The sequence below is a fragment of the Streptomyces sp. NBC_00193 genome, from assembly GCF_026342735.1.
GTDB lineage: Bacteria > Actinomycetota > Actinomycetes > Streptomycetales > Streptomycetaceae > Streptomyces > Streptomyces stoeckheimensis.
In genome coordinates this window covers 4,037,651-4,060,287 of sequence record NZ_JAPEMM010000001.1, presented here as the reverse complement: position 1 = coordinate 4,060,287, position 22,637 = coordinate 4,037,651, and the positions used below count along the sequence as shown (strand labels likewise).

Sequence of the window (22,637 nt, the reverse complement as noted above, 5' to 3'; positions counted from 1 at the left end):
GGGAGGGCTTTTCCGCAGGTGAGCGGCACCTTAACCCGGCCGCCGTAGCGGCTGCGTAAGCCCGGATCGGCGGCACGGGGCCGGCGGGCTACTCGAAGGCCTTGACGGCCTGGTAGTAGGTCCACGCGGTGCCCTCGCACGAAGCCTTGCGGGCGCCGGAGTAGCCGGCGCAGACCCGCTTCAGGTCGGCGTGGAACATCTCGTCCAGCCGGGGCTTGGCCGCCTGGAACTCCCCCGCCGCCTTGTAGTTGCGGTAACCGAAGTCGTGGCGGGCGCAGGCCGTCCGGAAGGGGAACCCGAAGGGGTTGTCCGGGGACGTGGTGCAGTAGTCCGTGGACCAGTCGAAGCCGTACGGCTCCCACTCGGCCCGGTTGCCGCGCGCCGCGGTCCAGGCGTCCTGGCTGGCCGCGCCCGGCTGCGTCCAGCCGCTCAGCACCTGCGGCTTGTCCTGCGGAACCAGTGGAACCGGCGGGGCCTGCCGAGCCGCGAACGCCGGTGGCGCGAGGGCCAGTACGGCGGCCACGGCGACGGAGACGAGAGCGGAGAGGCGGGCTCCGGTCCGGGTGGGGGTGGGTGTGGGTTTGGCCGGGTGGGCGGGGGCTGGGGCTGGGCAGTGGGGCACGCGTCCTCTAACGAGGGGCGCCATCACGGGTGTCGGGGTGGCAGGCGCAGGTGCCCGGGGTGGTGGGCGCAGGTGCCCGGGGTGGCAGGCGCGGGTGACCGGGGTGGCAGGCGCTGGTCCCCAGGGTGGTAGGCGCGGGCGACCGGTATCCGTCTCGCGAGGGATCCGGACCTCGGCCGGCGGTCCGGACCGGGACTCAGGTATGAGCCGATGTCACCCTTCCGGCAGAGATTCGGTTCAGCCTCGGGAGGGACGCGGACTACGGCCGCCGCCGCGAATACTCGTAGACATGAACCGCCGCCCTCTCGTCATCGCCGCCGCCACCGTGGGAGTCCTCGCCACCGCTGCCATCGCGCTGCCCAACCTCCCGCCCAACCCCCTGACCGACACGATCAACGACCGGGTGTTCAAGGAGAAGGGCATGCGCTTCGCGACGGCCGCCGACGCTCCGACGCGTGCGGAGTCGGGGCACGGGGAGCCGGTGCGCGGGAAATCGGCGCGCGGGGACGCGACGTGGGCACTGCCGCGCTGGGTGCCGAAGGACGCGACCGACGTGCGAATAATGGCGCGCACCGACGGCAAGGCGCGGCTGCTCCGCTTCACGCTGGGCGCGACCCCGCTGGACGGCCCGCAGTGCTCGGCGGGGACGCCCGGCAAGCACGCGGGGACGGCACTGCAGGCCAAGTGGTGGCCGGCGGGCACCCGGGCCGAGGAGCGGCCCGAGTGCCGTGGAGACCTCCAGTACCAGGTCACGGTGCGCGGCAAGGACGTCTACGCCTGGACCGACGGCACCCCGTCTCCCGGAGCGGGGGCGCAGGACGGCATCCCGGTCCGGCAGGTATCGGCCACGGCCCCCTGATCCGGGGCCGCCCGGCGGGTTCAGCGACGCATACGCAGCTCGCGGGCCGTCGCGAGTTCCGCGAGTCCGGCCCAGTGGGGGCGCAGCCAGTCCTCCGGGGAGGCGGCCGTGGGCAGGCCCGGAGGCAGGCTGTCGTGGAAGGCTGCGGTCTCCGGTTCGGCGGCCCGGTGGTGGGTCAGGATCTGCGGTTCCCCGGAGCCCTCCGAGGCTGCTGCCACGCTCCGCAGGAACATGGCATTGGCGACCAGCAGCCAGTGCGGCCGGCCCGGGTCGGCGTCGGATCCGGCGCCGTTGCCGCTCGACAGCGCCCACGGGTCCGGGGCGAGGTACCGGACCCGCCCCACGCCGGTGAACTCGGCCGCGGCCGCGCACATCGAGCACGGCTCCTGGGTGCTCCACAGCGTCGCCGCGCCCAGGTCCCAGCCCGTGCGGGCGGCCCCCAGCGCGTTCATCTCGGCGTGGGCCAGGGGTGTGCCGCGCAGCGGCCCGGCGCCCGGGCCGTCCTCGTACGCCTCGTTGCGCCCTTCGGCGACCGGCTTCCCGTCGGCGTCCGTCAGCACCGCTCCGACCGCCAAGCCCCCGGCCGCGAGCGCCTCGTAGGCGAGGGCGAGCGCCCTGCGCAGGGGCTCCGGCGCAGCGTGCCACTCGGTGTCGAAACCATGCTCCCCGTTGATCATCCAGCCATTATCCCCACCACCCCCGCCCCCACCCCGACACCGCCCACACCCTTGCGCCACCGCCCCTGGCCAGCCCTCATGTGCCCCTGCTTCGCCCCGCCTTGCCTCGCGTTTGTTCCGCCCTCGGCACGCTTCTCCTCTCCGCTCCGGGCCGTACCTCCGCCTCCGCTCCCCTCCCGGCCATCCCGATCGCTCTCGACATCACCTTCGGCAGCGCTCTCCTTTGCCACTCCCGGCACCGCCTTGCTCACCACTCCCGGCACCGCCCTCCACATCGCTCTCCTCGCCACGCCCGCCACCACGCTCGCCGTCGGCTCCGGTAGCGCTCTCTTACGCCGCTCCCGGCACCGCCCTCCTCACCTCTCCCGGCACCACGCTCGCCATCGCCTTCGGTAGCGCTCTCTCACGCCTCTCCCGGCACCACCCTCCACACCGCCCCGAACACCACCCTCGGCAGCGCCCTCCTCACCACTCCCGGCACCGCTCTCGCCATCGCGCTCGGCGGCGCTATCGTCGCCGCCATGGATATCCGCCCCGCACGCACCGTCGCCGAACTCCAAGCAGCAGAAGCCCTCTTCGACGGGCCCGCCCGCGCGGACTGGTCGGAGCGGTTCCTCGCCTCACCGGGGCACCTGATGCTGATCGCCTATGTCGACGGCGTACCCGTCGGCATGGTCTCCGGCATCGAGATGGTCCACCCCGACAAGGGCACCGAGATGTGCCTCTACGAGCTCTCCGTCGACGAGGCCCACCGCCGGCGCGGCCTCGGCCGGGCCCTGACCGAGGCACTCGCCACCGAGGCGGAGTCGCGGGGCTGCTACGGCATGTGGGTGGGCGTCGACACCGACAACGAAGCCGCGCTGGCCACGTACGGGGCGGCCGGAGCCCGCGACGAGGGGGTCTTCAGGATGCTCGGCTGGCCCGTCGCCCGCTAGCGGGTGCCTTGCGGATCGGGCCGGACCTGGCAGCGGCGTCCGGTGCCGTGCCGTTCACCGCAACGCGGAGGAGCGGGTCGACGCGAAGGGGGCCTCCCCTGCTCAAGTGGAGCCGAGAGCTCGGGGAAGTCGGCGCCCGACGGCGATGCGGCCAAGCTCGCGGTGCTGGGCGCCACGCCCCCGGCCTGATCGGCAGGCCCCCCCTAGGGCGTAGTCCTTTCGCGTCGGGCCGGATCAGCCCGTGCCGTCAGGTGCCCGGGGGTACGAGCCCAGACCGAGCGGCCGTCCGGAGACGCCGCGTTCTGGGGAGTCGGCCCCGGACGGCGAGGGCGAACCCTGACCGAGCAGCCGTCCGATGCCGCCCCGATGCCGGAGGTTCGGGCCCGGACCGAGCGGCTGCCCGTTGCCGCCCCGGCGCCGGATCGGCTCAGGCTCGAACCGGCCGGGCACGGACCGGGTGGGCCCCGGCCGAGGCGCAGCGGACCGAGGCGGACCCGGCCGGGGCGGTCTAAACGCCCCGGACGGCCCGCGCCCCCGGGGGCGGCGTGTCGTGGGGCCAGTCGGCGCACCCTCCGCGCGGGCGGGGCGTGGCTCGCCGAGCATCGGCGGCATGACCGCATTCACCGCGCTGCTCCCGGCCGCCGCCCTGCTGGCGGCGGCCACCGCCCTGCCGCCGCACTCCGCACACGCCGCAGCCGCCGCCTCCGACGCCCCCACCGCCCCCTACGTCGTCGTCCTCAAGGACGGCGTCACCCGCGCCTCCGCGGCCGCCGCCACCCGCGCCCTCGCCGCCGAGGCCGAGGCCTCCGGCGACACCGTCGGGGACGTCTACGACACCGCCCTGAGCGGTTTCGCCGTCCGCACCACCGCCGCCCGCGCCGCCGAACTCGCCGCCGATCCCCGGGTGGCCTCCGTGGAGCCCGACGCGGTCTTCCGGATCGACGACACCCCGACCGGCAGCGCCCCCGCCGGCGACGACCCTCTCGTCCAGACCCCCGCGCCCTGGTCCCTGGACCGGCTCGACCAGAGCGAGTTGCCCCTCGACGGCTCGTACGCGTACCCGGCCAAGGCCGAGGGGATCACCGCGTACATCGTGGACACCGGGATCAACACCCTGCACCAGGAGTTCGGCGGCCGGGCCCGCTGGGGCGCCAACGCGGTGTTCATGGAAGGCGCGACGGACTGCAACGGCCACGGCACGCACGTCGCGGGGACCGTCGGCGGAGCCACCTACGGTGTGGCCAAGGGGGTTTCGCTCGTCGCCGTCAAGGTGGCGGACTGCCGCGGGGACGCGACCCTGTCGGCCATCACGCGGGGCATCGACTGGCTGGTGAAGGACGCCCTCAAGTCGCCCGCCACCCCAGCCGTGGCCAACATGAGCCTGGGCGGCGGCTACAGCTTCGCTCTCAACCGGGCGGTGGCGCGGGCGATCGCGTCGGGCATCACCTTCGCCGTGGCGGCGGGCAACTCGGGCGAGAACGCCTGCACCGGCTCCCCCTCCGGGGTCCCGCAGGCGCTCACGGTGGGCGCGACGGACGCACTGGACCGGCGAGCCGCCTTCTCCAACCACGGTGCCTGCGTGGATCTTTCCGCCCCCGGCGTGGCCGTCACCTCCGCCTGGAAGGGCTCCGCCACGGCCCTCGCCCGCGCCTCCGGCACCTCGATGGCGTCCCCGCACGTGGCCGGCGCGGCCGCGCTGGTGCTCGCGCGGGGACTGGCGGCCGGCGGCCCGCGCCAGACGCCGGCCCAGGTGGCCGAAGTCCTCGTACGGGACTCCGTGCGGGACCGGATCACCGCCCTGCCGGCCGGGACGCCGAACCTGTTGCTGCACGTCCCGACCGCCAAGCAGCCCGAGAAGCAGCTGGATGAGCAGCCGGATGAGCAGCCCGACAAGCAGATCGATGAGCAGATCGACAAGCAACCCGCCGAGTAGCCCGGCAAGCAGCCCGACGAGCCCGTACGGGACCTTCCGCCGGTGGCGCCACGCCGCCCCGGCGGACCACCCGGAGACCCCACGCGCCCCACCCGCACTGCGCACCGGACAACAGGTATCCGCCCCTCCGCTCCACCCGGCCTGATGGCACATCAATTTCTGTGTGCTTCGGGCGAAAGCAAGTCATTGACTTCTCAATCCCGCGACGCGTCAATGTCGGCCACCGCACCGGCTCGACCTCCCCCACACAGCGGGTGGGGGGAGGGTTCGTATGACGAAGGAGTCGCGACCCAGTGAGTACAACGTTTCGACGAAGAGTTCTGGCCGGGGCTGGCGCTCTGTCCCTGGCCCTGACGGGCGCCGTGGTGGGTCTGTCGGGCACCGCGCAGGCCGCGACCAAGACGACGCCCGTCCAGATGGACTGCGTCGCGCCCGCCCCTCAGCCGGGCGGTTCGGGCTCCCAGCCCTACACGATCACGCTGCCCGACACCGCCAAGGCCGGCGACGTGGTCCCGATCACCATCGACCCGGGTCCGAGCCCGGTCGTCCCCGGCTTCGCGGTGACGACCACCAACGTCTCCAAGATCACCCTCAAGGTCGGGTCGACCCTCCAGACGGTGGTCAGCCCGCCCGAGACGGTCAACGTGCAGCCCGGCGTGCCCCTCGACCCCGCCGGCTTCTCCGGAACCATCAAGATCCCGGACGGCACCGAGGGCACCACGGTGAACGTGGCCCTGGACCTGGCGGTGACCGACGCGAGCCTCATGGGCTCGGTCTTCACCACCACCTGCACCCCGAACCCGCGTCCGAGCGCCTCGCTCGGCTCGGTGGCCGTGGAGGCGCTGCCCAAGGACCCGATCACCACCAAGCTGACGCCCAACAGCGGCAAGGCCGGCACCGCGGTCGTCGTCACGGGCGCCAATTTCCCGGCCGGCGCGGTCACGTGCTCCGCGCTCAAGGCGGGCGTCGCCACGGGCGACACCGGTAGCGGAACGGCCACCGCGGCCGGCGCCGCGACCTGCAACATCACCGTCACCAAGGCAGCCGACGAGATCAAGATCGACGGCTCGATCACCCCGTACAAGGCCTTCGTCTTCGTCGTCGACCAGCCCGGTGTGAAGAACCCGGTCGACGTCGAGGTGTTGCCCGGCCCGCTGGCCATCGGCCCGCAGGCGGGCAACCCGGCCGTCGACTTCGGCAAGGTCACCATCAACGGCAAGTCCCAGTCGGTCGTCGGTCAGTTCACCGCGATGGCCGTCCAGGACTTCCGCGGCGGGACCCTCGGCTGGGACGTCTCGGCGACCCGTACGCCGTTCCTCAACGAAGTCACCGGACACTCCATGGCCAAGGCGCAGCTCGGCATCCAGCCGACCTGCAAGGTGACCAACACGGAGAGCCCGAGCACCTGCGCCGCAGGCGCGCCGGGCGCGATCTCCGACGTCCCGATGAAGATCGCCTCCCAGGCGGTGGGCGGCGAGGAGCTGACCGGCGGTGAGTTCGAGATCGGCGGCGCCGGAATGATCCAGCTCCCGGCGTTCATGTTCGCGGACACCTACCAGTCGGTCGTCACCTTCTCGATCGCCTGACCCGTACGACCCCGCTCCACCCGGGTGGTGCGGCGCTCCGGCGCCGCACCACCCTTCCGCGCATCTCCCTTCCGCGCACCCCCTCCCGAGCAATCCCCTTCCCCGTCCGGCCCGACTGGAGAACCGCCCATGCGCACCCGCACCCTCCTCATCGGCCTGCTCCTCGGCCTCGCCGCCCTGCTGCTCCCGGCCCTTCCCGCGACGGCCGCGGACAACGGCACCTGGGGCGTCTTCCCGACACCCCCGGCCGGTGCGGCGATCACGGACCGGGCGTACTTCTTCCACCAGGGCGAGGCCGGCACCACCATCAGCGACAGCGCGACGATCGTGAACTCCTCCGACAAGGAGCTGACGTTCCAGATATTCGCCACCGATGCCGTCAACACCCCGGTGGGCGGCGGGTTCGCGCTGCTGCCGGTGGAGACGAAGCCCAAGGACGTGGGCACGTGGGTCGTGCTGCCACCCGAGGCCAAGGCGACCGTCACCGTGCCGCCCAAGGGCCGCAAGGACTTCCCGTTCTCCGTGAAGGTCCCGGCGGACGCGACGCCCGGTGACCACGTGGGCGGGATCGTCGCCCTCAACACCGAGGTGGAGGGCATCCAGCAGGAGGGCAAGGTCCAGGTCGGGGTGAAGCGCCAGGTCGGCGCCCGGCTGTACTTCCGGGTTCCGGGGCCGGTGACCCCCGGGCTGAGCGTGGAGGACGTGAAGGTCAGCCGGGCGGCGCCGCTGCTGCCGTGGGTCAAGGACGCCCGCGCCAAGATCACGTACTCCCTGGTCAACCGGGGCAACGTGGTGGTCGAGCCGAAGGTGACGGTCTCCGCCGAGGGGCTGTTCGGCCGCCGGGTGCTCGACCGGCCGTCCCGTGAGCTGAAGCTCGTCCTGCTGCCGGGCCAGCGGATCGAGCTGACCGAGGAGTGGGCGGACGCACCCCAGTCGGACTGGGTCACCGTCGACATCACCGCCGGTGCCTCCGCCTACCCCGACCTCGTCTCCTCCTCCGCTACGGGCTTCCTCGCCGTGCCGTGGACCGCACTCGGCGCCCTCCTGGTGCTGGCCGGCGCCGCCATCGCCGCCCGGGTGCTGCGCCGGCGCCGCCGGGCCGCCGCCGAACGGCCGGAACCGGCACCGGACTTGGCTGAAGCGCGCTGATCGGCAAAGGTGTCCCCAGGTGACGGCATTCGGCCATCGCCGGGCAGGCAACGGCGCCGGGGGCACCAGACATGGCACGACAGCACGGCGAAGCGGGGCCCGGCCGGCCGGCGCACGGAACCGTCCCCGCAGGTCCGCAGGCGGACACCGCCGCAGCGGGGATCGGGCTGCTGACCCTCGTCGAGCGGACGCTGGGCACCGGCACCGCGGTGTACGTCCCGGGGGACGGCTGGATCCGGCTCACGCTCCCGCTCGACGACGGCGGTCCGGCCCCGGTCGCTGTGGACGTGGTCGCGGACACCCGGCGGACCCCGCGCGGGATCGCGTACCTCCTGCCGGGCGCCGGACTGAACTTCGGCTCCGCCTTCTTCACCCCGTCCGACCTGAACCTCGCCCACCGGCTGCGCCGCGAGGGCCTGCTCGTCGTGGGCGTCACCCCGCGCGAGGACGCCGCGACCGCGCAGGACATCGGCCCCGACTGGGGGCTCGCGGCGCACCGCCGGGATCTGGCCGCGGTGGTGGGGGCGCTGGACGGGGCGCTCGGGCTGCCGTACCAGTACGTCGGCCACTCCGCCGGGGCCCTGCTCGCCCTGGACGCGGCCGCGCACGACGACTCGCCCCGCCTGACCCGGGTGGTGGCGCTGGACACGACCGGCCCCTACTCCGGCGACCTGGCCGTGCGGGCGGCCCAGACCCGGGACGCGTACGAGGCCCTGATCGAGCGGGGTGCGTACGCGACGGACCCGGGTCTGGCGGCGCTGTTCGCCCGGGCCGTCACCGACCCGGCGGGCTCCTCGGAGGTCCCCTGGCCCCCGGACCCCGGGCTCCGCTTCACCCACGCCGGGCTCGCCCACTTCGTGCTGGTCCGCACCGCCCTGCTGCCCGGTCCGGCGGACTGGATCCACACCCAGGGCCACGCCGCGGGCTCGTACGCCTTCGGGGCCGCCCCGGCCGGGGACCGCTTCGGCCTCACCCACACCACGCTCGCGACCTGGCACGCGGCCACCGCCGGCCTGGGCAGCGGGCTGATCCCGCACGCCCTGGCCCGGGACCTGGCCGCGGTCTGGGCGGGCGACGAGAAGACGTACGCGGTCGACTGGGAGCGGATCTCCGCCGAAGTGGTGTGGATCAACACCGAGCTGGGCCGCGGGGACCACACGCGCGGCCCCCGGCTGATCCGGGCGGGCGGCAACCCACGGGTCCGCTTCGCCGTCGTCCCGGGCTACGGGCACGGCGACCCCGTCTGGTCGCAGACGGCGGCGGCCGACGTCTGGTCGCTGCTCTGAGCCGAGCGGAAGGCGCGGCCGTGCTGCTGTCCGGCCGGACAGCAGCACGGCAAGACGGCAATACGGCCGGAAAACGGGCTCGCCCCCCGCGGTGAGGGTTGCGGGGGGCGAGCTGTCCTGCGAGGCGGTCAGTGGTTCCGCGGGAACCCGAGGTCCACTCCGGCCGGGGCGTCCGACGGGTCGGGCCAGCGGGTCGTGACGACCTTGCCCCGGGTGTAGAACTGGATGCCGTCGTTGCCGTAGATGTGCAGGTCGCCGAAGAGCGAGTCCTTCCAGCCACCGAAGGAGTGGTAGCCCACCGGCACCGGGATCGGCACGTTGACGCCGACCATGCCCGCCTCGATCTCCAGCTGGAAGCGGCGGGCGGCGCCGCCGTCACGGGTGAAGATGGCGGTGCCGTTGCCGAACGGCGAGGCGTTCATGAGCGCCACGCCCTCCTCGTAGGTGTCCACGCGCAGCACGCACAGCACCGGGCCGAAGATCTCGTCGCGGTAGGCGTCCGAGTCCGTCTTGACGTTGTCCAGCAGCGAGAGGCCGATCCAGTGGCCGTTCTCGTTGCCCTCCACCGTGTAGCCGGTGCCGTCCAGGACCACGTCGGCGCCCTGCGCGGCCGCGCCCGTCACGTACGAGGCGACCTTGTCGCGGTGGGCGGCGGTGATCAGCGGGCCCATCTCGGAGGTCGGGTCGTTGCCGGGGCCGATCTTGATCTTCTCGGCGCGCTCGCGGATCTTGTCCACGAGGGTGTCGGCGATCGAGCCGACGGCCACGACCGCGGAGATGGCCATGCAGCGCTCGCCGGCCGAGCCGTAGGCGGCCGAGACCGCGGCGTCGGCGGCGGCGTCAAGGTCGGCGTCCGGCAGCACCAGCATGTGGTTCTTGGCGCCGCCCAGGGCCTGGACGCGCTTGCCGTTGGCGGAGGCGGTGGCGTGGATGTGGCGGGCGATCGGGGTCGACCCCACGAAGGAGACGGCCGCGACGTCGGGGTGCGCGAGGAGCGCGTCGACGGCGACCTTGTCACCGTGGACGACGTTGAGGACGCCCGCCGGCAGGCCGGCCTGGCTCGCCAGCTGCGCCAGCAGCGTGGAGGCCGAGGGGTCCTTCTCGCTCGGCTTGAGGATGAAGGTGTTGCCGCAGGCCACGGCCAGCGGGAACATCCACATCGGCACCATCGCCGGGAAGTTGAACGGGGTGATGCCCGCGACGACGCCGATCGGCTGGCGGATCGAGGAGACGTCCACGCGGCTGGACACCGAGGTGGACAGCTCGCCCTTGAGCTGCACGGTGATCCCGCAGGCCAGCTCGACGATCTCCAGGCCGCGGGCGACCTCGCCCAGCGCGTCGGAGTGCACCTTGCCGTGCTCGGCGACGATCAGCTCGGCGATCGCGTCGCGGTTGGCGTCCAGCAGGGCGCGGTAGGCGAACAGCACCTTGGTGCGGGCGGCCAGCGAGGACTGCCCCCAGGACAGGAACGCCTCCTTGGCGACCCGTACGGCCGCGTCGACCTCGTCGGCGGACGCGAGGGCGACCTGCGTGGTGACCTCGCCGGTGGCCGGGTCGGTGACCGGGCCGTAGTTGCCCGACGCGCCCTCGACGGTCTTGCCACCGATCCAGTGGTTGACGGTCTTCATGCCTAACTCCTTCACAGATGGCGACGTCGCTGCGCGGCTTGCCGGTCGTACTCTTCTCGGGCCAGGGCCGCCGACGCACGGGTCGCGGTCTCGGCCACAGGGACATCCCACCACGCCTGTGCGGGGGGCGGGCCCGACACAGTGTCGGGTGTTCGGGTCTGCACGTAGACACATGTGGGGCGGTCCGCATCCCGCGCCTCCGCGAGGGCTTTGCGCAGGTCACCGATGGTGCGGGGGCGGATGACGGCCATCCCGAGGGAGGCCGCGTTGGCCGCCAGGTCCAGCGGCAGCGGCGCACCGCCGTACGAACCGTCCTCCGCCCGGAAGCGGTAGGCGGTACCGAACCCCTCGGCGCCCACCGCCTCCGAGAGGCCGCCGATCGAGGCGTATCCGTGGTTGTCCAGGATCACCAGCCTGACCGGGATCCCCTCCTGCACGGCGGTGACGATCTCGGTCGGGTTCATCAGGTACGTCCCGTCGCCGACCAGGGCCCACACCGGCCGGCCGGGGGCGGCCAGCGCGGTGCCGATCGCGGCGGGGATCTCGTAGCCCATGCAGGAGTACCCGTATTCGACGTGGTACTGGTCCGCGGAGCGGGCCCGCCAGAGCTTGTGCAGGTCCCCGGGGAGCGAACCGGCGGCATTGATCAGGATGTCGTCACCGTCGACGAGGCCGTCCAGCAGACCCAGCACCTGTGCCTGCGTCGGGACGGAGTCCTCGTCGGGAGCCGCGTAGGCCCCTTCGACCAGCCGCTCCCACGCCCTCTTCCCTTCTTTGTACGCCGCCTCGTACGGGGGGTCCACCCGGTACCCGGCGACCTCCGCCCGGAGTTCCTCCAGGCCCGCCCGCGCATCGCAGACCAGGGGGCGGGCGGCGAGCTTGTGGGCGTCGTACGGATCGAGGTTGAGCCCGAGGAACCGCACGCCGGGGTGCTGGAAGAGCGTCGCGGAGGCGGTCGTGAAATCGGTGAGCCGGGTCCCGGCGGCGATCACCAGATCGGCTTCGCGGGCCAGCGCGTCGGCGGTGGCCGTGCCGGTGTGTCCGATCCCGCCCACGTCGGCGGGGTGGTCCCACGGCAGGGCCCCCTTGCCCGCCTGGGTGGAGGCCACCGGGATCCCGGTGGCCTCGGCGAACTCCGCCAGCGCGGCGCCCGCCGCGCTGTGCCGGATCCCGCCGCCGGCGATGATCAGCGGCCGCGCGGAGTCCCGTACGGCCCGGGCGGCTGCCGCGAGCTCGGTGCGGTCGGGCCGGGGCCGGCGTACGCCCCACACCCGCTCGGCGAAGAACTCCTCCGGCCAGTCGTACGCCTCGGCCTGTACGTCCTGCGGCAACGCGAGGGTGACGGCCCCGGTGCTCACCGGGTCGGTGAGCACCCGTACGGCTTGCAGCGCGGCGGGGATCAGGGCCTCGGGACGGGTGATCCGGTCGAAGTACCGGGACACCGGCCGCAGTGTGTCGTTGACGGAGACATCACCCGCATGAGGGACCTCCAGCTGCTGGAGGACGGGGTCGGCGGGCCGGGTCGCGAAGGCGTCCCCGGGCAGCAGGAGCACCGGGATCCGGTTGATGGTGGCGAGGGCGGCCCCGGTGACGAGGTTGGTGGCGCCCGGGCCGATGGAGGTGGTGACGGCGTGCGCGGACAGCCGCCCGCTCTGCCGCGCGTACCCGACGGCGGCGTGCACCATGGCCTGCTCGTTGCGGCCCTGCAGGAACGGCATCTCCGCGCGGCCGCTCTCCAGCAGCGCCTGGCCGATCCCGGCGACGTTCCCGTGGCCGAAGATCCCCCAGGTGGCGGCGATCAGCCGCTGCCGGTGCCCGTCGCGCTCGGTGTACTGCCGGGCGAGGAAGCGGACGAGGGCCTGCGCGACGGTGAGCCGGACGGTGCGCGGCTGCGGCTGTGCCTGCTTCGGCGTCATGCGGGGTCCTCCGCTCGGTCGTGGAAGGGCAGCCGGGGGTCGATGTCCTGGGCGGTCCAGGTGGAGCGGATCCACCCGTGGTCGGGGTGGTCCCGGATGAGCCACTCCCGGGTCGCGCCGGGTCCCGCCATGACGTTGAGGTAGTACATGTCGTGGCCGGGCGCGGCGATGGAAGGACCGTGCCAGCCGTCCGGAATGAGGACCGCGTCACCGGTCCTCACCTCGGTGAGGATGTCGGTCTTCCCCGCCGGGGACGGGCTGACACGCTGATAGCCGAGGCCGGGCGTGTCCCCGTGCGGGGCGATCTCGTAGTAGTAGATCTCCTCCAGCCGGGATTCCTCGCCGGGGTGGTGCTCGTCGTGCTTGTGGGGCGGGTACGAGGACCAGTTGCCGCCGGGGGTGAGGACCTCCACGGCGATGAGGCGGTCGCAGTCGAAGACGCCGGCGGCGGCGAAGTTGTTGACCTGACGGGAGCACTGTCCGCTGCCGCGGAGCTCTACGGGGACCCCGGCGGCGGGGCCGTACCGGGCGGGGAGGCGCTGCTCGCAGCGGGCGCCGACGAGGGCGAAGCGGCCGCCCTCGCGGGACATGATCTCGGCGTACCCGTCCCGGGGCAGGTAGGCGAAGTCGGTGGGACCGTCGAACACCCCGCGTCGCCCCCGTAGTCGGAAGTCCTGCGGTCCGCTCCCGGGGCGCTGCCCCGGACCCCGCTCCTCAAACTCCGGAGGGGCTGGACTTGGGCCGGAGTCCGCCGGGTTGTGGCCGCCGGGCCATTTCAGCCCCGCCGGCGTTTGAGGCGCGGGGTCCGGGGCGGAGCCCCGAAACGGGGGGCCCGGGGCTGCGCCCCCGGTTTCGGGAAGGGGCGGGGTGGGGGAAGGCTCCGTGCAGCGGACCTCGCAGCCGCCTGCCAAGGGGAGGACGATCCACTCCGACTCCCCGCACGCGTGCGCGTACGCCTCCCCCGGCACGAGGTCGAGGACGAGCAGCCTCGTCCAGTCCATCGCCCACTCAGACACCACCGGCACGGCCGAGCACCTCCTCGACTTCCTCCGCGAACGGCATCGCGGTCGAACAGGCCAGCCGCGAGGCCACGATCGCCCCGGCCGCGTTCGCGTAGCGGATCACCCGCTCCAACTCCCATCCCGCGAGCAGCCCGTGGCACAGGGCCCCGCCGAAGGCATCGCCCGCGCCGAGCCCGTTGACGACGGTCACCGGCACCGGCGCGGCCTCCACCGCCGTCCCGTCGCGGTGGACCGCCAGCACGCCTGCCGGGCCGCGCTTGACCACCGCCAGCCCCACCCCGGCCGCGAGCAGCGCCCGCGCGGCCGCGTACGGCTCGGTCTCGCCGGTGGCGATCGCGCACTCCTGTGCGTTGCCCACGGCCACGGTGGCGAGGGACAGCGCCCGGCGGTACCACTCCCCCGGCCCGGCCTCGGCTCCGGCCCCGGCCCCCGGTCCAGCGGTCGCGCCCTCGGGCGCCGCTCCGGCCCCGGCCCCCTCGCCGGACGGCCACAGCATCGGGCGCCAGTCCAGGTCGAACACCGTGAGCGGGCTTCTGCCTCGCGCCTCCAGCGCGGCCAGGGTGGCCGTCCGGCTCGGCTCCGCGCTGAGCCCGGTGCCGGTCATCCAGAACACCCGCGCCGCCCGCACCGCGTCGAGGTCGAGCTCGTCCGCGGCGATCTCCAGGTCCGGCGCCTTCGGGTAGCGGTAGAAGTACAGCGGGAAGTCGTCCGGCGGGAAGATCTCGCAGAAGGTGACCGGCGTCGGATAGGCCGCCACCTCCCCGGCCCACCGGTCGTCCACCCCGAACCCGCGCAGTTCCGACCGGAGATACGCGCCGAAGGGGTCCGCGCCGGTCCGGGTGATCACCGCCGTCCGCCGGCCCAGCCGGGCCGCCGCGACGGCGACGTTGGTCGGGGAACCCCCCAGGAACTTCCCGAAGGTGTCCGCCTCGCCGAGCGGTACGCCCGTCTTCAGGGGGTAGAGATCCACCCCGATCCGGCCCATCGTGATCAGGTCGAACGCCAACGGATCCGCAGCCATCACCACACCATTCCTCCCGACCGAGTGCTCCCCGTACCCAAGAGCCTCGCACCCTAAGGTGGCCGTATGACGTCCTCACCACCCGCGTTGACCCGTATCCGCGTCGGCTCGGCTCCGGACTCCTGGGGGGTCTGGTTCCCCGACGATCCCCGGCAGACCCCGTGGGAGCGGTTCCTCGACGAGGTCGCCGAAGCCGGGTACGAGTGGATCGAGCTCGGTCCCTACGGCTATCTCCCCACCGATCCCGTCCGGCTCGCCGACGAGATCGGGGCGCGCGGCCTGCGGGTCTCCGCGGGAACCGTCTTCACCGGACTCCATCACGGGCCCGCCGTGTGGGAGGACACCTGGGAGCACGTGTCGCGGATCGCGGAGCTCACCCGGGCCGTGGGCGCGGCGCACCTCGTCGTGATCCCGTCCTTCTGGCGGGACGACAAGACCGGTGAGGTGCTGGAGGACCGCACCCTCACCCCGGAGGGCTGGCGCGAACTGACCGCGCAGACCGAGCGGCTGGGGAAGCGGGTCCAGGACGAGTACGGGCTGCGGATCGTCGTCCACCCGCACGCGGACACGCACATCGACACCCCCGAGAACGTGGCGCGCTTCCTCGACGCCACCGATCCCGCGCTGGTCTCCCTCTGCCTGGACACCGGGCACTACGCGTACTGCGGCGGCGACAGCGTCCGGGCGATCGAGACGTTCGGCGAGCGGATCGGCTACCTCCACCTCAAGCAGGTCGATCCGCGGATCCTCGCCGAAGTCGTGCGGGACCAGGTTCCCTTCGGGCCGGCGGTGGCCCGCGGGGTGATGTGCGAGCCTCCTGCGGGGGTGCCCGCGCTGGAACCGGTGCTGGCGGCCGCCGAGCGGCTCGGCGTGGACCTGTTCGCCATCGTGGAGCAGGACATGTACCCGTGCCCGCCCGACCGGCCGCTGCCGATCGCCCGCCGCACCCGCGCGTACCTGCGCTCCTGCGGCGCCCGCTGAACCGGGTCCCCCGGCCGTCCCTGCCGTACGCACCCTCGTGGAGGAAACAGAACATGACCAGCACGCTCGGCATCGCCGTCATCGGTACCGGGAAGATGGGCTCCGACCACGTCCGCCGCTTCGGGCGGACGGTCGGCGGGGCCCGGGTGGTGGCCGTGGCCGACCCGGACGGGGACCGGGTCAAGGAGGTCGCGGCCGGCCTGGAGGGGGCGAGCGCGCACACCGATCCGGCGGCCGCGATAGCGGCGCCCGGGGTGGACGCCGTCCTGATCGCCTCGCCCGGGCCCGCCCATGAGGAAGCGATCCTGCACGCGCTGGAGCGGGGGCTGCCGGTGCTCTGCGAGAAGCCGCTGACCCCCGATCCGGCGGGCGCCCTGCGGATCATGGAGGCGGAGGCGCGGCTGGGCCGCCGGCTCGTCCAGGTCGGCTTCATGCGGCGCTACGACGCCGAGTACGCGCGGCTCAAGGAGCTGCTCGACGCGGGCGGCATCGGGCGGCCGCTGTTCCTGCACTGCCGGCACCGCAACGCCGCTTCGCCGTCCTTCTTCACCAGCGACATGCTGATCACCGATTCGGTGGTGCACGAGGTGGACGCGGCCCGCTGGCTGCTGGGCCAGGAGATCACGGCGGTGACCGTGCTCTCCCCGACGCCGTCCTCGGCCGCCTCGGCCGCCCGCGAGGGGCTGCGCGATCCCCGGTTCGTCCTCATGGAGACCTCCGGAGGGGCCGTGGTCGACGTGGAGATCTTCGTCAACTGCGGCTTCGGCTACCAGGTGCAGTGCGAGGCGGTGGGCGAGTCCGGCACCGCCCGGATCGGCGACGGCCACGCGATGGTCGTCCAGTCTGCGGGCCGGTGGGGCGGGGAGATCGACCAGGACTTCACGGTCCGCTTCGCCGACGCCTACGACCGCCAGCTGCGCCGCTGGGTCGCCGCGGCCGCGCTGGGCCGCGTGGACGGTCCCGACGCGTGGGACGGCTACGCGGCGGCGGCCGTCTCCGAGGCGGGCCTCACCGCGGCGCACAGTGGCGTACGGACCCCGGTCGAACTGGCCGAACGCCCCTCTCTGTACCGCTGATCCGGCCGCCCGGACCAGGGACGCGCCCACGGCCGGTCTCCGACCAACGGGGCATCATGGGGGAATGCCCGAGATACCTTCCTCCGCGATCCCGGTCGCGATGCGACTTTCCCGGTACACGAAAACGGAACAGGACGAGATCCTCGGTGGCGGCGCCGACCCGTTCGGCGTGAGCGCGGCCGGCTTGACGTGGCTGCCGAAGGAGGAACACTTCGGCGTCACCTCCGACGACCGGTTGCTGGCCCACGCGGGCCTGCTCCGGCTGCCCGTTGCGATCGGCGGCACCGAGACGGAGGTGGTGGGCGTCGGAGGAGTGGCCGTCGCCCCCGACGTGCGCGGTCGCGGACTGGCACGGCTCGTCCTCGCGGCCGCACTGCGCCACGCACGCACGATGGGCCCGCGGCACGCGCTCCTGTTCTGCCGGCCGCCGCTCGTGCCGCTGTACGAGCGCCTCGGATGGCACCTGCTCGACGAGGACGTCCACGTCGAACAACCCGGAGACCGCTTGGTCGCCATGCCGCTCCGCACCATGGTGATCCCGCTGCACGATGACGCGATCTGGCCCTCGGGGCCGGTACGGCTGTTCTCCCTCCCGATGTAGCGGGCGAGCGGGGCGTGATCGGGGATGCCGCCCGCGCCCTGTGTGCCACCTGCGTCACGGGGGTCGTCGGGGTGTCACACATGTCCGCATTACGCGGGTCTTCCGTCACAGCCGGACGACAGGCCCTCCCCTGACCTCACCCTGCGTCGTTCCCCGGGCACAACCTGAGTGATCGTCAGTGTCCACGCGCCGGTTCCCCCGACGGCCTCCCGGCCGGCCCCGCGGCGTGGACAAGGAGGTGTCGAGGATGAGCGACCGACAGCTGTGGTCGTACAAGGAGATCGCCGCTCACATCCGGGTCCAGCCGGACACGGTGCGCTCCTACCGCAAGCACGGGCTGCTGCCCGCTCCCGACCACGTGGAGGGCGGCAAGCCCTACTGGTACGCCGACACCATCCGCGCCTGGGTGGCGCGCCGGCCCGGCAACCGCGGACGCCGCGAGGACTGACGCGGCGTCCGGTCCAGGACGGGACCCTCCCGGGCCCCGTCCGCTAGCGGCTCCCTGCGGGCACGGGCGCGGGCTCGGTCTCGGGCTCGGACTGCCCGGCGGTCGGCGCCGGCTCCCCCTCGCTCAGCCCGAAGCGCTCGTGCAGTCGGCGCAGCGGCGCAGGCGCCCACCAGGTGGCCTTCCCGGTCAGCTTCATCACCGCCGGAACCAGCAGGCTGCGCACGACCATCGCGTCCATCAGCACGGCCAGGGCGATTCCCAGGCCCAGCATCTTGGTGTTGGTCACCCGCGAGCTGCCGATGGCGACCATCACCACCGCCAGGATCACGGCCGCGGCGGTGATCAGTCCACCCGTGCGGGTCAGCCCGGCGCGCACCGCGCCCTCGTGGTCCCCGGTCCGGTCGTACTCCTCCTTGATGCGGGATATGAGGAACACCCCGTAGTCCATGGAGAGTCCGAAGGCGATGCAGAACATCAGCACGGGCAGGGTGGTCTCGATGTCTCCGGTGGAGGTGAAGGACAGCAGTCCGGAGAGGTGGCCCTCCTGGAACACCCACACCACCGCCCCGAACATCGCGGTCAGGCTCAGCGCGTTGAGCAGCACCGCCTGGAGGGGTATCAGCAGGCTCCCGGTGAGCAGGAAGACCAGGAGCAGGGTGGCCAGCACCACGACGGCCAGGGCCAGGGGCAGTTTCTCGGCTATGGCGTCGCGGGCGTCGACGAGCACCGCGGCCTGTCCGGTCACCGCCCTGTCGAAGGGTGCGTCCACCGCCCTGACCAGGCCCACCAGGTCCTGAGTCTCCTGTCCGACTTCCTCGCCCTTGGTGAGCACCGAGAAGTAGGCGTATCCGGTGCCGGAGGCCGAACTCACCGGTCCTTCCACCCCCAGCACTCCGGGCAGGGCCGCCACCCGCTGCTTGTAGGCGTCGAGATCGGCGGCGCCGGAGGCTCCCTCGGTCAGCACGGTCAGTGCTCCGCCGGGGCTGCCCGGGAAGCCTTCGCGGATGTGCTGCTGCACCACGTGGGATTCGGCGGTCACCGGCAGCTGCCGGTCGTCCACGGTGCCGAACTTCACTCCGAGGAAGGGCAGTCCGAGCAGCAGCAGTCCGGCCGTGGTGGCCACGGCGAACACCGGGGCCCGGCGCATCACCAGGTCGGTCAGCCGGGCCCAGCCGCGCCCGCCTCCGGCCCGTCCCGGGTCGCTCCCGGCCGGTCCGGCCCGGCGCCACAGCCGGCGCAGGTCGAAGGAGTTGACCCGCTCGCCCAGCAGCACCAGTGCCGCGGGCAGCACGATGAGCGCGGCCGCGGCGGCGAGCAGGACGACCGCGACTCCGGCGTAGGCGAAGGAGCGCAGGAAGTACATCGGGAAGAAGAGCATGGCCGAGAGGGCGACGGCCACGGTCAGCGCCGAGAACAGGACCGTCCGCCCGGCGGTCCGCAGGGTGACTCCGACGGCCGCGACCGGGTCGCGCCCGGCGGCCAGCTCCTCGCGGAACCTCCGCACGATGAACAGGGCGTAGTCGACGGCGAGGCCGAGTCCGAGGGCGGTGGTCAGGTTCTGCGCGAAGACGGAGACGTCGGTGAACTCGGTGAGTCCGCGCAGCACGGCATTGGTTCCGATGATGGCGACGATGCCGACACCGAGGGGCAGCAGGGCCGCGATGGCGCTGCCGAAGACGAGGACGAGCAGGATGAGCGTCACGGGCAGGGCGATCAGCTCGGCGCGCAGCAGGTCCTCCTGGATGGTGGAGGTCACCTCGCGCTGGACGGCGGCGGGGCCGCCGAGGGACACCTTCAGCGGTCCGTGCTCGCCGCGGTAGCTCGGCACGATCCGGTCCAGGACGGCGTTGGCCGTCTTCTCGTCGCCGAGCACCCGGGCGGCTATCAGGGCCTGGCGGCCGTCCTCGGAGCGCAGGGTGGGCATCCCGGTCCGCCAGTACGAGCCCACGCCGGTCACCCCCGGCTCGGCGGCGAGCCGCGCCGTCAGCCGCTCGGCCTCGGCGGCGACGGCGGGGTCGTCCACCCCGGCCGCCCCGGCGGCTACGTCGACGAGCAGCAGCAGATTGGGCTGGGAGCCGGGGAACTCGCGCTCCAGCGCCTTGGTGGCATAGGTGGAGCCGGCGCCGGGGTCCTCCCAGCCCCCGCTTCCGAGCCGGTCGGCCACGCCTCCGCCCGCGAAGACGGCCAGGGCCGTGACCACGAGGGCGAGCAGCAGCGAGAGCCTCGGCCGTGTGGTGACGAACCCGGTCCACCGGCCGCCCTCCCCAGGCGACGGCGGTTTCTTGACTTGAGACATGTCTCGGTGTCCCCTTCACCGTGATTGCCAGGCCACTTAGACTGGCAAACACGAGCAGTCGCTCGCGTTTCTCAAGAATGCGAGCGACCTCTCGCGTTTGTCAATCACCCACGGGAAGCAACGGGAAGCAAGGGATTGGACATGCGGGAGACCTCTCGGACCAAAAGTCCGGACAAAGCGGGAGAACCGACCGCGGAGACCGCCGGGGCCGCGAAGGCTGCGAAGACCACGAGCGCCGCGAAGGCCGCGCCGGAAGCAGCACCGGAAGCCGCCCCCCGCCGCCGCCAGGCCCGCGGTGAGCGCCGGATCGCCCAGCTCCTGGCGGCCGCCGCCGGGGTGTTCTGCCGTACGGGTTACGCGGCGGCCAGCACCAACGCCATCGCCCGCGAGGCCGGCGTCTCCCCGGGCACGCTCTACCAGTTCTTCCCGAACAAGGAGGCCATCGCCGTAGAGCTCGGCGGACACCTCCTCCAGCGCGCCCACGAGGCGCACGGCCGGGCCTTCCTCCCCGAGAACCTGAACCGGCCGCTGCCCGAGCTGCTCGACGCCGTCCTGGATCCGGTCATCGCCTTCAACTGCGAGAACCCGGCCTTCTGGGCGCTCATGCACGGCGCCGGCATCCCCGGCATCTCCCAGGAACACGACGAGCTGCACGTCGGCATGCTGACCCGCGTCGAGGAGGTGCTGCGCGCCTGCGTCGCCCCCGCCGCCGACGGCGCCCCCGCCACCGAAGCCGAGCTCACCCACGTCGCCCACATGGTGCTCGGGATCGTCAAGACCGCGCTCGAACTGATCCTGGCCAGCGAGGGCGCGGACCGGGCCGCCTACGTCACGGAACTGAAGACCGTCCTGTTCCGCTACCTGGACCCGATGTTCACCACGCTTCCTCCTCACTGACCATCTGCCCGACACCCCCGGACCCCGGCCCGGCGGCTCCGGATCCCGCCCCGGACCCGTCACCGGATCCCGCCCGCAACCGCAGCCCCACCAGTGGGAAGACCAGGACGGACACCATCCCGGCCCCGACCAGCGCCGCGGCCTCCCCCGACCCCAGCTTTCCCTCCTGCACGCCCAGCGTGGTGATCGCCACCACCAGCGGCAGCGCCGTGGAACCGAACAGCACCAGCGCCGACCGGTCCCGGCGCCCGAGGTCCCGGGGGGCCAGGAGCCACATCGGGAGCCCGCGCACCACGAGGAAGAGCAGCAGGAACACCGGCAGCAGCAGGAGCACCCGCCCGCCCCCGAGCAGCGCGGCCAGGTCGAACTCGATCCCGGTGACCACGAAGAACAGCGGCACCAGGAAGCCGAATCCCATGGCCTCCACCTTCGACAACACGGCCTCGCTGCTCTCCGGGGCGGCCCCGTGCAGCACGAGCCGGGTGATCAGCCCGGCGGCGAAGGCGCCGAGCAGGACGTCGAGGCCGAGCACCTCGGAGAGCGCCAGGAACGCGACGAGGATCAGCACCACCAGGCGCACCGCGAACTGGCCGCTGCTGTGCAGGGTCTTGGCGATGACCCGGGCGAACCAGGGCGGCTTGGGCCGCATCGCCCAGAACACGGCGGCGGCGGTGAGCACCGCGAAGCCGATCAGCAGCGCCGCCGACTGCCCCGGCGCCCGCCCGCTCAGCAGCAGGGCCATCGCGATGATCGGCCCGAACTCGCCGACCGCACCCATCGCCATCATCACCGAGCCGAACCGGCTCTGGAGGTCCCCCGAGTCCCGCAGGACCGGCAGGATCGTGCCGAGGGCGGTGCTGGTGAGCGCGGTGCCGATGTAGACGCCCTTGTCGAACCCGCCGCCCGACAGCAGCAGTCCGATCCCGAGCCCGAGTGCGAGGGCGGCCATCCAGGCCCACACCGACCGTTTCAGGGTGTCGCCCTTGACCTGCGCGAACTGGATCTCGTAGCCGGCCAGGAAGATCAGCATCGCGAGCCCGAGCTCGCTGAGCACGTCGATGACGTCGGTGGAGTGCGCCCAGCCGAGGACGTCGGGTCCGACCAGGACGCCCAGGACGATCTCGAAGATCACCAGCGGAACGGGGAGCCAGCGCGAGACCCCGTACGCGAGAAGGGGCGCGAGCACCGCGATCGACATGATCAGGATGAGAGTGGTCCCCGTGTGCTCCATATGCGCCATTTACATATGGTTCACGCGGATTGTCCACCGCAAAAGATCTCGTCGAATGCTCGCGTCGATACCCCCTAGGGGTATAGTCTCGAAGTGTCGGGATGAACGGTGGACTCCTTACGAGCGATCCGCCGCCCCTTCCGGCCCCCCGGACACGCCCTTGAAGAGGAGAACGACATGAGCGCCGACACGGACACCCAGACCACCACCGTCTACCGGGTGACCGGCATGACCTGCGGGCACTGCGAGGGCGCGGTCACCGCCGAGCTCACCGCCCTGGCGGGCGTCAGCTCGGTCAAGGCCGTCGCCGCGACCGGCGAGGTCACCGTGGTCTCGGCCGCCCCGCTCGACGAGGCCGCCGTACGCGCCGCCGTCGACGAGGCCGGCTACGAGTTCGCCGGCCAGGCCTGAGCACCTCCTCTTCGGCAGCACCCGCTTCGGCAGTACCCGCAGCACCCCGCCGGGCCGTACCG

At 73.0% G+C, this 22,637-nt stretch carries 19 protein-coding genes and 1 pseudogene; 12 read left to right on the top strand and 8 right to left on the bottom strand.

The genetic code is table 11. The annotated features are described in order from the left end of the window. Nucleotides 1–88: 88 nt before the first annotated feature. Nucleotides 89–454: pseudogene (locus OG898_RS18030) on the bottom strand (phospholipase); the annotation flags it as partial. 457 nt (nt 455–911) lie between these two features. On the opposite strand from OG898_RS18030, the gene OG898_RS18025 reads away from it, so the two are divergent. After that, the gene (locus OG898_RS18025) at nt 912–1,481 is read left to right on the top strand and encodes a hypothetical protein (protein ID WP_250739555.1); all 570 of its coding nucleotides are present in this window, start codon (nt 912–914) and stop codon (nt 1,479–1,481) included. 20 nt (nt 1,482–1,501) lie between these two features. Here the strand turns inward: OG898_RS18025 and OG898_RS18020 are convergent, their stop codons facing one another. Next, nucleotides 1,502–2,158, bottom strand: coding sequence for a nucleoside deaminase (locus OG898_RS18020; protein ID WP_266957989.1), 657 nt, complete (start codon nt 2,156–2,158; stop codon nt 1,502–1,504). A 521-nt stretch (nt 2,159–2,679) separates the two neighbouring features. On the opposite strand from OG898_RS18020, the gene OG898_RS18015 reads away from it, so the two are divergent. From OG898_RS18015 to OG898_RS17995, 5 genes are all read left to right on the top strand, one after another. Continuing rightward, entirely contained in the window at nt 2,680–3,093 is a 414-nt protein-coding gene (locus tag OG898_RS18015; protein ID WP_266957987.1) for a GNAT family N-acetyltransferase, read from the top strand. A 610-nt stretch (nt 3,094–3,703) separates the two neighbouring features. After that, nucleotides 3,704–5,026, top strand: a complete 1,323-nt coding sequence (locus OG898_RS18010) for a S8 family peptidase (RefSeq protein ID WP_266957985.1) — start codon at nt 3,704–3,706, stop codon at nt 5,024–5,026. A gap of 293 nt (nt 5,027–5,319) precedes the next feature. Beyond that, a complete protein-coding gene (locus OG898_RS18005) occupies nt 5,320–6,612 on the top strand; it encodes a hypothetical protein (RefSeq protein ID WP_250739559.1) in 1,293 nt (430 codons plus the stop codon). A gap of 129 nt (nt 6,613–6,741) precedes the next feature. After that, nucleotides 6,742–7,761 carry a DUF916 domain-containing protein gene (locus tag OG898_RS18000; RefSeq protein WP_250739560.1) on the top strand — a complete coding sequence of 340 codons (1,020 nt, stop codon included), beginning with the start codon at nt 6,742–6,744 and terminating at the stop codon, nt 7,759–7,761. A gap of 71 nt (nt 7,762–7,832) precedes the next feature. After that, a complete protein-coding gene (locus tag OG898_RS17995; protein ID WP_250739561.1) occupies nt 7,833–9,047 on the top strand; it encodes a hypothetical protein in 1,215 nt (404 codons plus the stop codon). Between the two features lie 128 nt (nt 9,048–9,175). On the opposite strand, the gene OG898_RS17990 is transcribed toward OG898_RS17995, so the two are convergent. From OG898_RS17990 to iolC, 4 genes are read right to left on the bottom strand one after another with little or no spacing between them, the layout of a single operon-like run. Further along, on the bottom strand, nt 9,176–10,675 hold the full coding sequence (locus OG898_RS17990; protein WP_266957980.1) for a CoA-acylating methylmalonate-semialdehyde dehydrogenase: 1,500 nt from the start codon (nt 10,673–10,675) through the stop codon (nt 9,176–9,178). Nucleotides 10,676–10,686: 11 nt separating this feature from the next. Continuing rightward, nucleotides 10,687–12,591 (bottom strand): 3D-(3,5/4)-trihydroxycyclohexane-1,2-dione acylhydrolase (decyclizing), encoded by a 1,905-nt coding sequence (iolD, locus tag OG898_RS17985; protein WP_266957978.1) that lies wholly within the window; start codon nt 12,589–12,591, stop codon nt 10,687–10,689. Then, a complete protein-coding gene (iolB, locus tag OG898_RS17980) occupies nt 12,588–13,592 on the bottom strand; it encodes a 5-deoxy-glucuronate isomerase (RefSeq protein WP_266960312.1) in 1,005 nt (334 codons plus the stop codon). The genes iolD and iolB overlap by 4 nt, the downstream gene beginning before the upstream one ends. 7 nt (nt 13,593–13,599) lie before the next feature. Further along, nucleotides 13,600–14,634, bottom strand: coding sequence for a 5-dehydro-2-deoxygluconokinase (gene iolC / locus OG898_RS17975; RefSeq protein WP_266957977.1), 1,035 nt, complete (start codon nt 14,632–14,634; stop codon nt 13,600–13,602). Between the two features lie 66 nt (nt 14,635–14,700). Here iolC and OG898_RS17970 point away from each other — a divergent pair, with 66 nt between their 5' ends. From OG898_RS17970 to OG898_RS17955, 4 genes are all read left to right on the top strand, one after another. Further along, entirely contained in the window at nt 14,701–15,615 is a 915-nt protein-coding gene (locus OG898_RS17970) for a sugar phosphate isomerase/epimerase (RefSeq protein ID WP_266957976.1), read from the top strand. Nucleotides 15,616–15,668: 53 nt separating this feature from the next. Next, nucleotides 15,669–16,691: a Gfo/Idh/MocA family protein gene (locus OG898_RS17965; RefSeq protein ID WP_266957974.1), complete on the top strand. Its 1,023-nt coding sequence runs from the start codon at nt 15,669–15,671 to the stop codon at nt 16,689–16,691. A 64-nt stretch (nt 16,692–16,755) separates the two neighbouring features. Continuing rightward, complete coding sequence (locus OG898_RS17960) at nt 16,756–17,292, top strand: GNAT family N-acetyltransferase (protein WP_266957972.1); 537 nt, start codon at nt 16,756–16,758, stop codon at nt 17,290–17,292. A 247-nt stretch (nt 17,293–17,539) separates the two neighbouring features. Beyond that, on the top strand, nt 17,540–17,740 hold the full coding sequence (locus OG898_RS17955) for an AlpA family transcriptional regulator (RefSeq protein ID WP_053674774.1): 201 nt from the start codon (nt 17,540–17,542) through the stop codon (nt 17,738–17,740). Between the two features lie 43 nt (nt 17,741–17,783). Here the strand turns inward: OG898_RS17955 and OG898_RS17950 are convergent, their stop codons facing one another. Beyond that, entirely contained in the window at nt 17,784–20,036 is a 2,253-nt protein-coding gene (locus OG898_RS17950; protein WP_250739568.1) for an MMPL family transporter, read from the bottom strand. Between the two features lie 141 nt (nt 20,037–20,177). Between OG898_RS17950 and OG898_RS17945 the strand changes: the two genes are divergently transcribed. Beyond that, nucleotides 20,178–20,933, top strand: a complete 756-nt coding sequence (locus OG898_RS17945; protein WP_250739569.1) for a TetR/AcrR family transcriptional regulator — start codon at nt 20,178–20,180, stop codon at nt 20,931–20,933. Here OG898_RS17945 and OG898_RS17940 read toward each other — a convergent pair. Beyond that, nucleotides 20,911–22,164: a cation:proton antiporter gene (locus OG898_RS17940; protein WP_266960310.1), complete on the bottom strand. Its 1,254-nt coding sequence runs from the start codon at nt 22,162–22,164 to the stop codon at nt 20,911–20,913. The two genes, OG898_RS17945 and OG898_RS17940, sit on opposite strands and share 23 nt — an antisense overlap. A gap of 177 nt (nt 22,165–22,341) precedes the next feature. Here OG898_RS17940 and OG898_RS17935 point away from each other — a divergent pair, with 177 nt between their 5' ends. Next, nucleotides 22,342–22,575: a heavy-metal-associated domain-containing protein gene (locus tag OG898_RS17935; RefSeq protein ID WP_250739571.1), complete on the top strand. Its 234-nt coding sequence runs from the start codon at nt 22,342–22,344 to the stop codon at nt 22,573–22,575. Nucleotides 22,576–22,637 lie beyond the last annotated feature (62 nt).

Coding starts and splice junctions, on each gene's coding strand:
- OG898_RS18025 (WP_250739555.1), top strand. CDS start 912: ATGAACCGCCGCCCTCTCGTCATCGCCGCCGCCACCGTGGGAGTCCTC.
- OG898_RS18020 (WP_266957989.1), bottom strand. CDS start 2,158: ATGATCAACGGGGAGCATGGTTTCGACACCGAGTGGCACGCTGCGCCG.
- OG898_RS18015 (WP_266957987.1), top strand. CDS start 2,680: ATGGATATCCGCCCCGCACGCACCGTCGCCGAACTCCAAGCAGCAGAA.
- OG898_RS18010 (WP_266957985.1), top strand. CDS start 3,704: ATGACCGCATTCACCGCGCTGCTCCCGGCCGCCGCCCTGCTGGCGGCG.
- OG898_RS18000 (WP_250739560.1), top strand. CDS start 6,742: ATGCGCACCCGCACCCTCCTCATCGGCCTGCTCCTCGGCCTCGCCGCC.
- OG898_RS17995 (WP_250739561.1), top strand. CDS start 7,833: ATGGCACGACAGCACGGCGAAGCGGGGCCCGGCCGGCCGGCGCACGGA.
- OG898_RS17990 (WP_266957980.1), bottom strand. CDS start 10,675: ATGAAGACCGTCAACCACTGGATCGGTGGCAAGACCGTCGAGGGCGCG.
- iolD (WP_266957978.1), bottom strand. CDS start 12,591: ATGACGCCGAAGCAGGCACAGCCGCAGCCGCGCACCGTCCGGCTCACC.
- iolB (WP_266960312.1), bottom strand. CDS start 13,592: ATGGACTGGACGAGGCTGCTCGTCCTCGACCTCGTGCCGGGGGAGGCG.
- iolC (WP_266957977.1), bottom strand. CDS start 14,634: ATGGCTGCGGATCCGTTGGCGTTCGACCTGATCACGATGGGCCGGATC.
- OG898_RS17970 (WP_266957976.1), top strand. CDS start 14,701: ATGACGTCCTCACCACCCGCGTTGACCCGTATCCGCGTCGGCTCGGCT.
- OG898_RS17965 (WP_266957974.1), top strand. CDS start 15,669: ATGACCAGCACGCTCGGCATCGCCGTCATCGGTACCGGGAAGATGGGC.
- OG898_RS17960 (WP_266957972.1), top strand. CDS start 16,756: ATGCCCGAGATACCTTCCTCCGCGATCCCGGTCGCGATGCGACTTTCC.
- OG898_RS17955 (WP_053674774.1), top strand. CDS start 17,540: ATGAGCGACCGACAGCTGTGGTCGTACAAGGAGATCGCCGCTCACATC.
- OG898_RS17950 (WP_250739568.1), bottom strand. CDS start 20,036: ATGTCTCAAGTCAAGAAACCGCCGTCGCCTGGGGAGGGCGGCCGGTGG.
- OG898_RS17945 (WP_250739569.1), top strand. CDS start 20,178: ATGCGGGAGACCTCTCGGACCAAAAGTCCGGACAAAGCGGGAGAACCG.
- OG898_RS17940 (WP_266960310.1), bottom strand. CDS start 22,164: ATGGAGCACACGGGGACCACTCTCATCCTGATCATGTCGATCGCGGTG.
- OG898_RS17935 (WP_250739571.1), top strand. CDS start 22,342: ATGAGCGCCGACACGGACACCCAGACCACCACCGTCTACCGGGTGACC.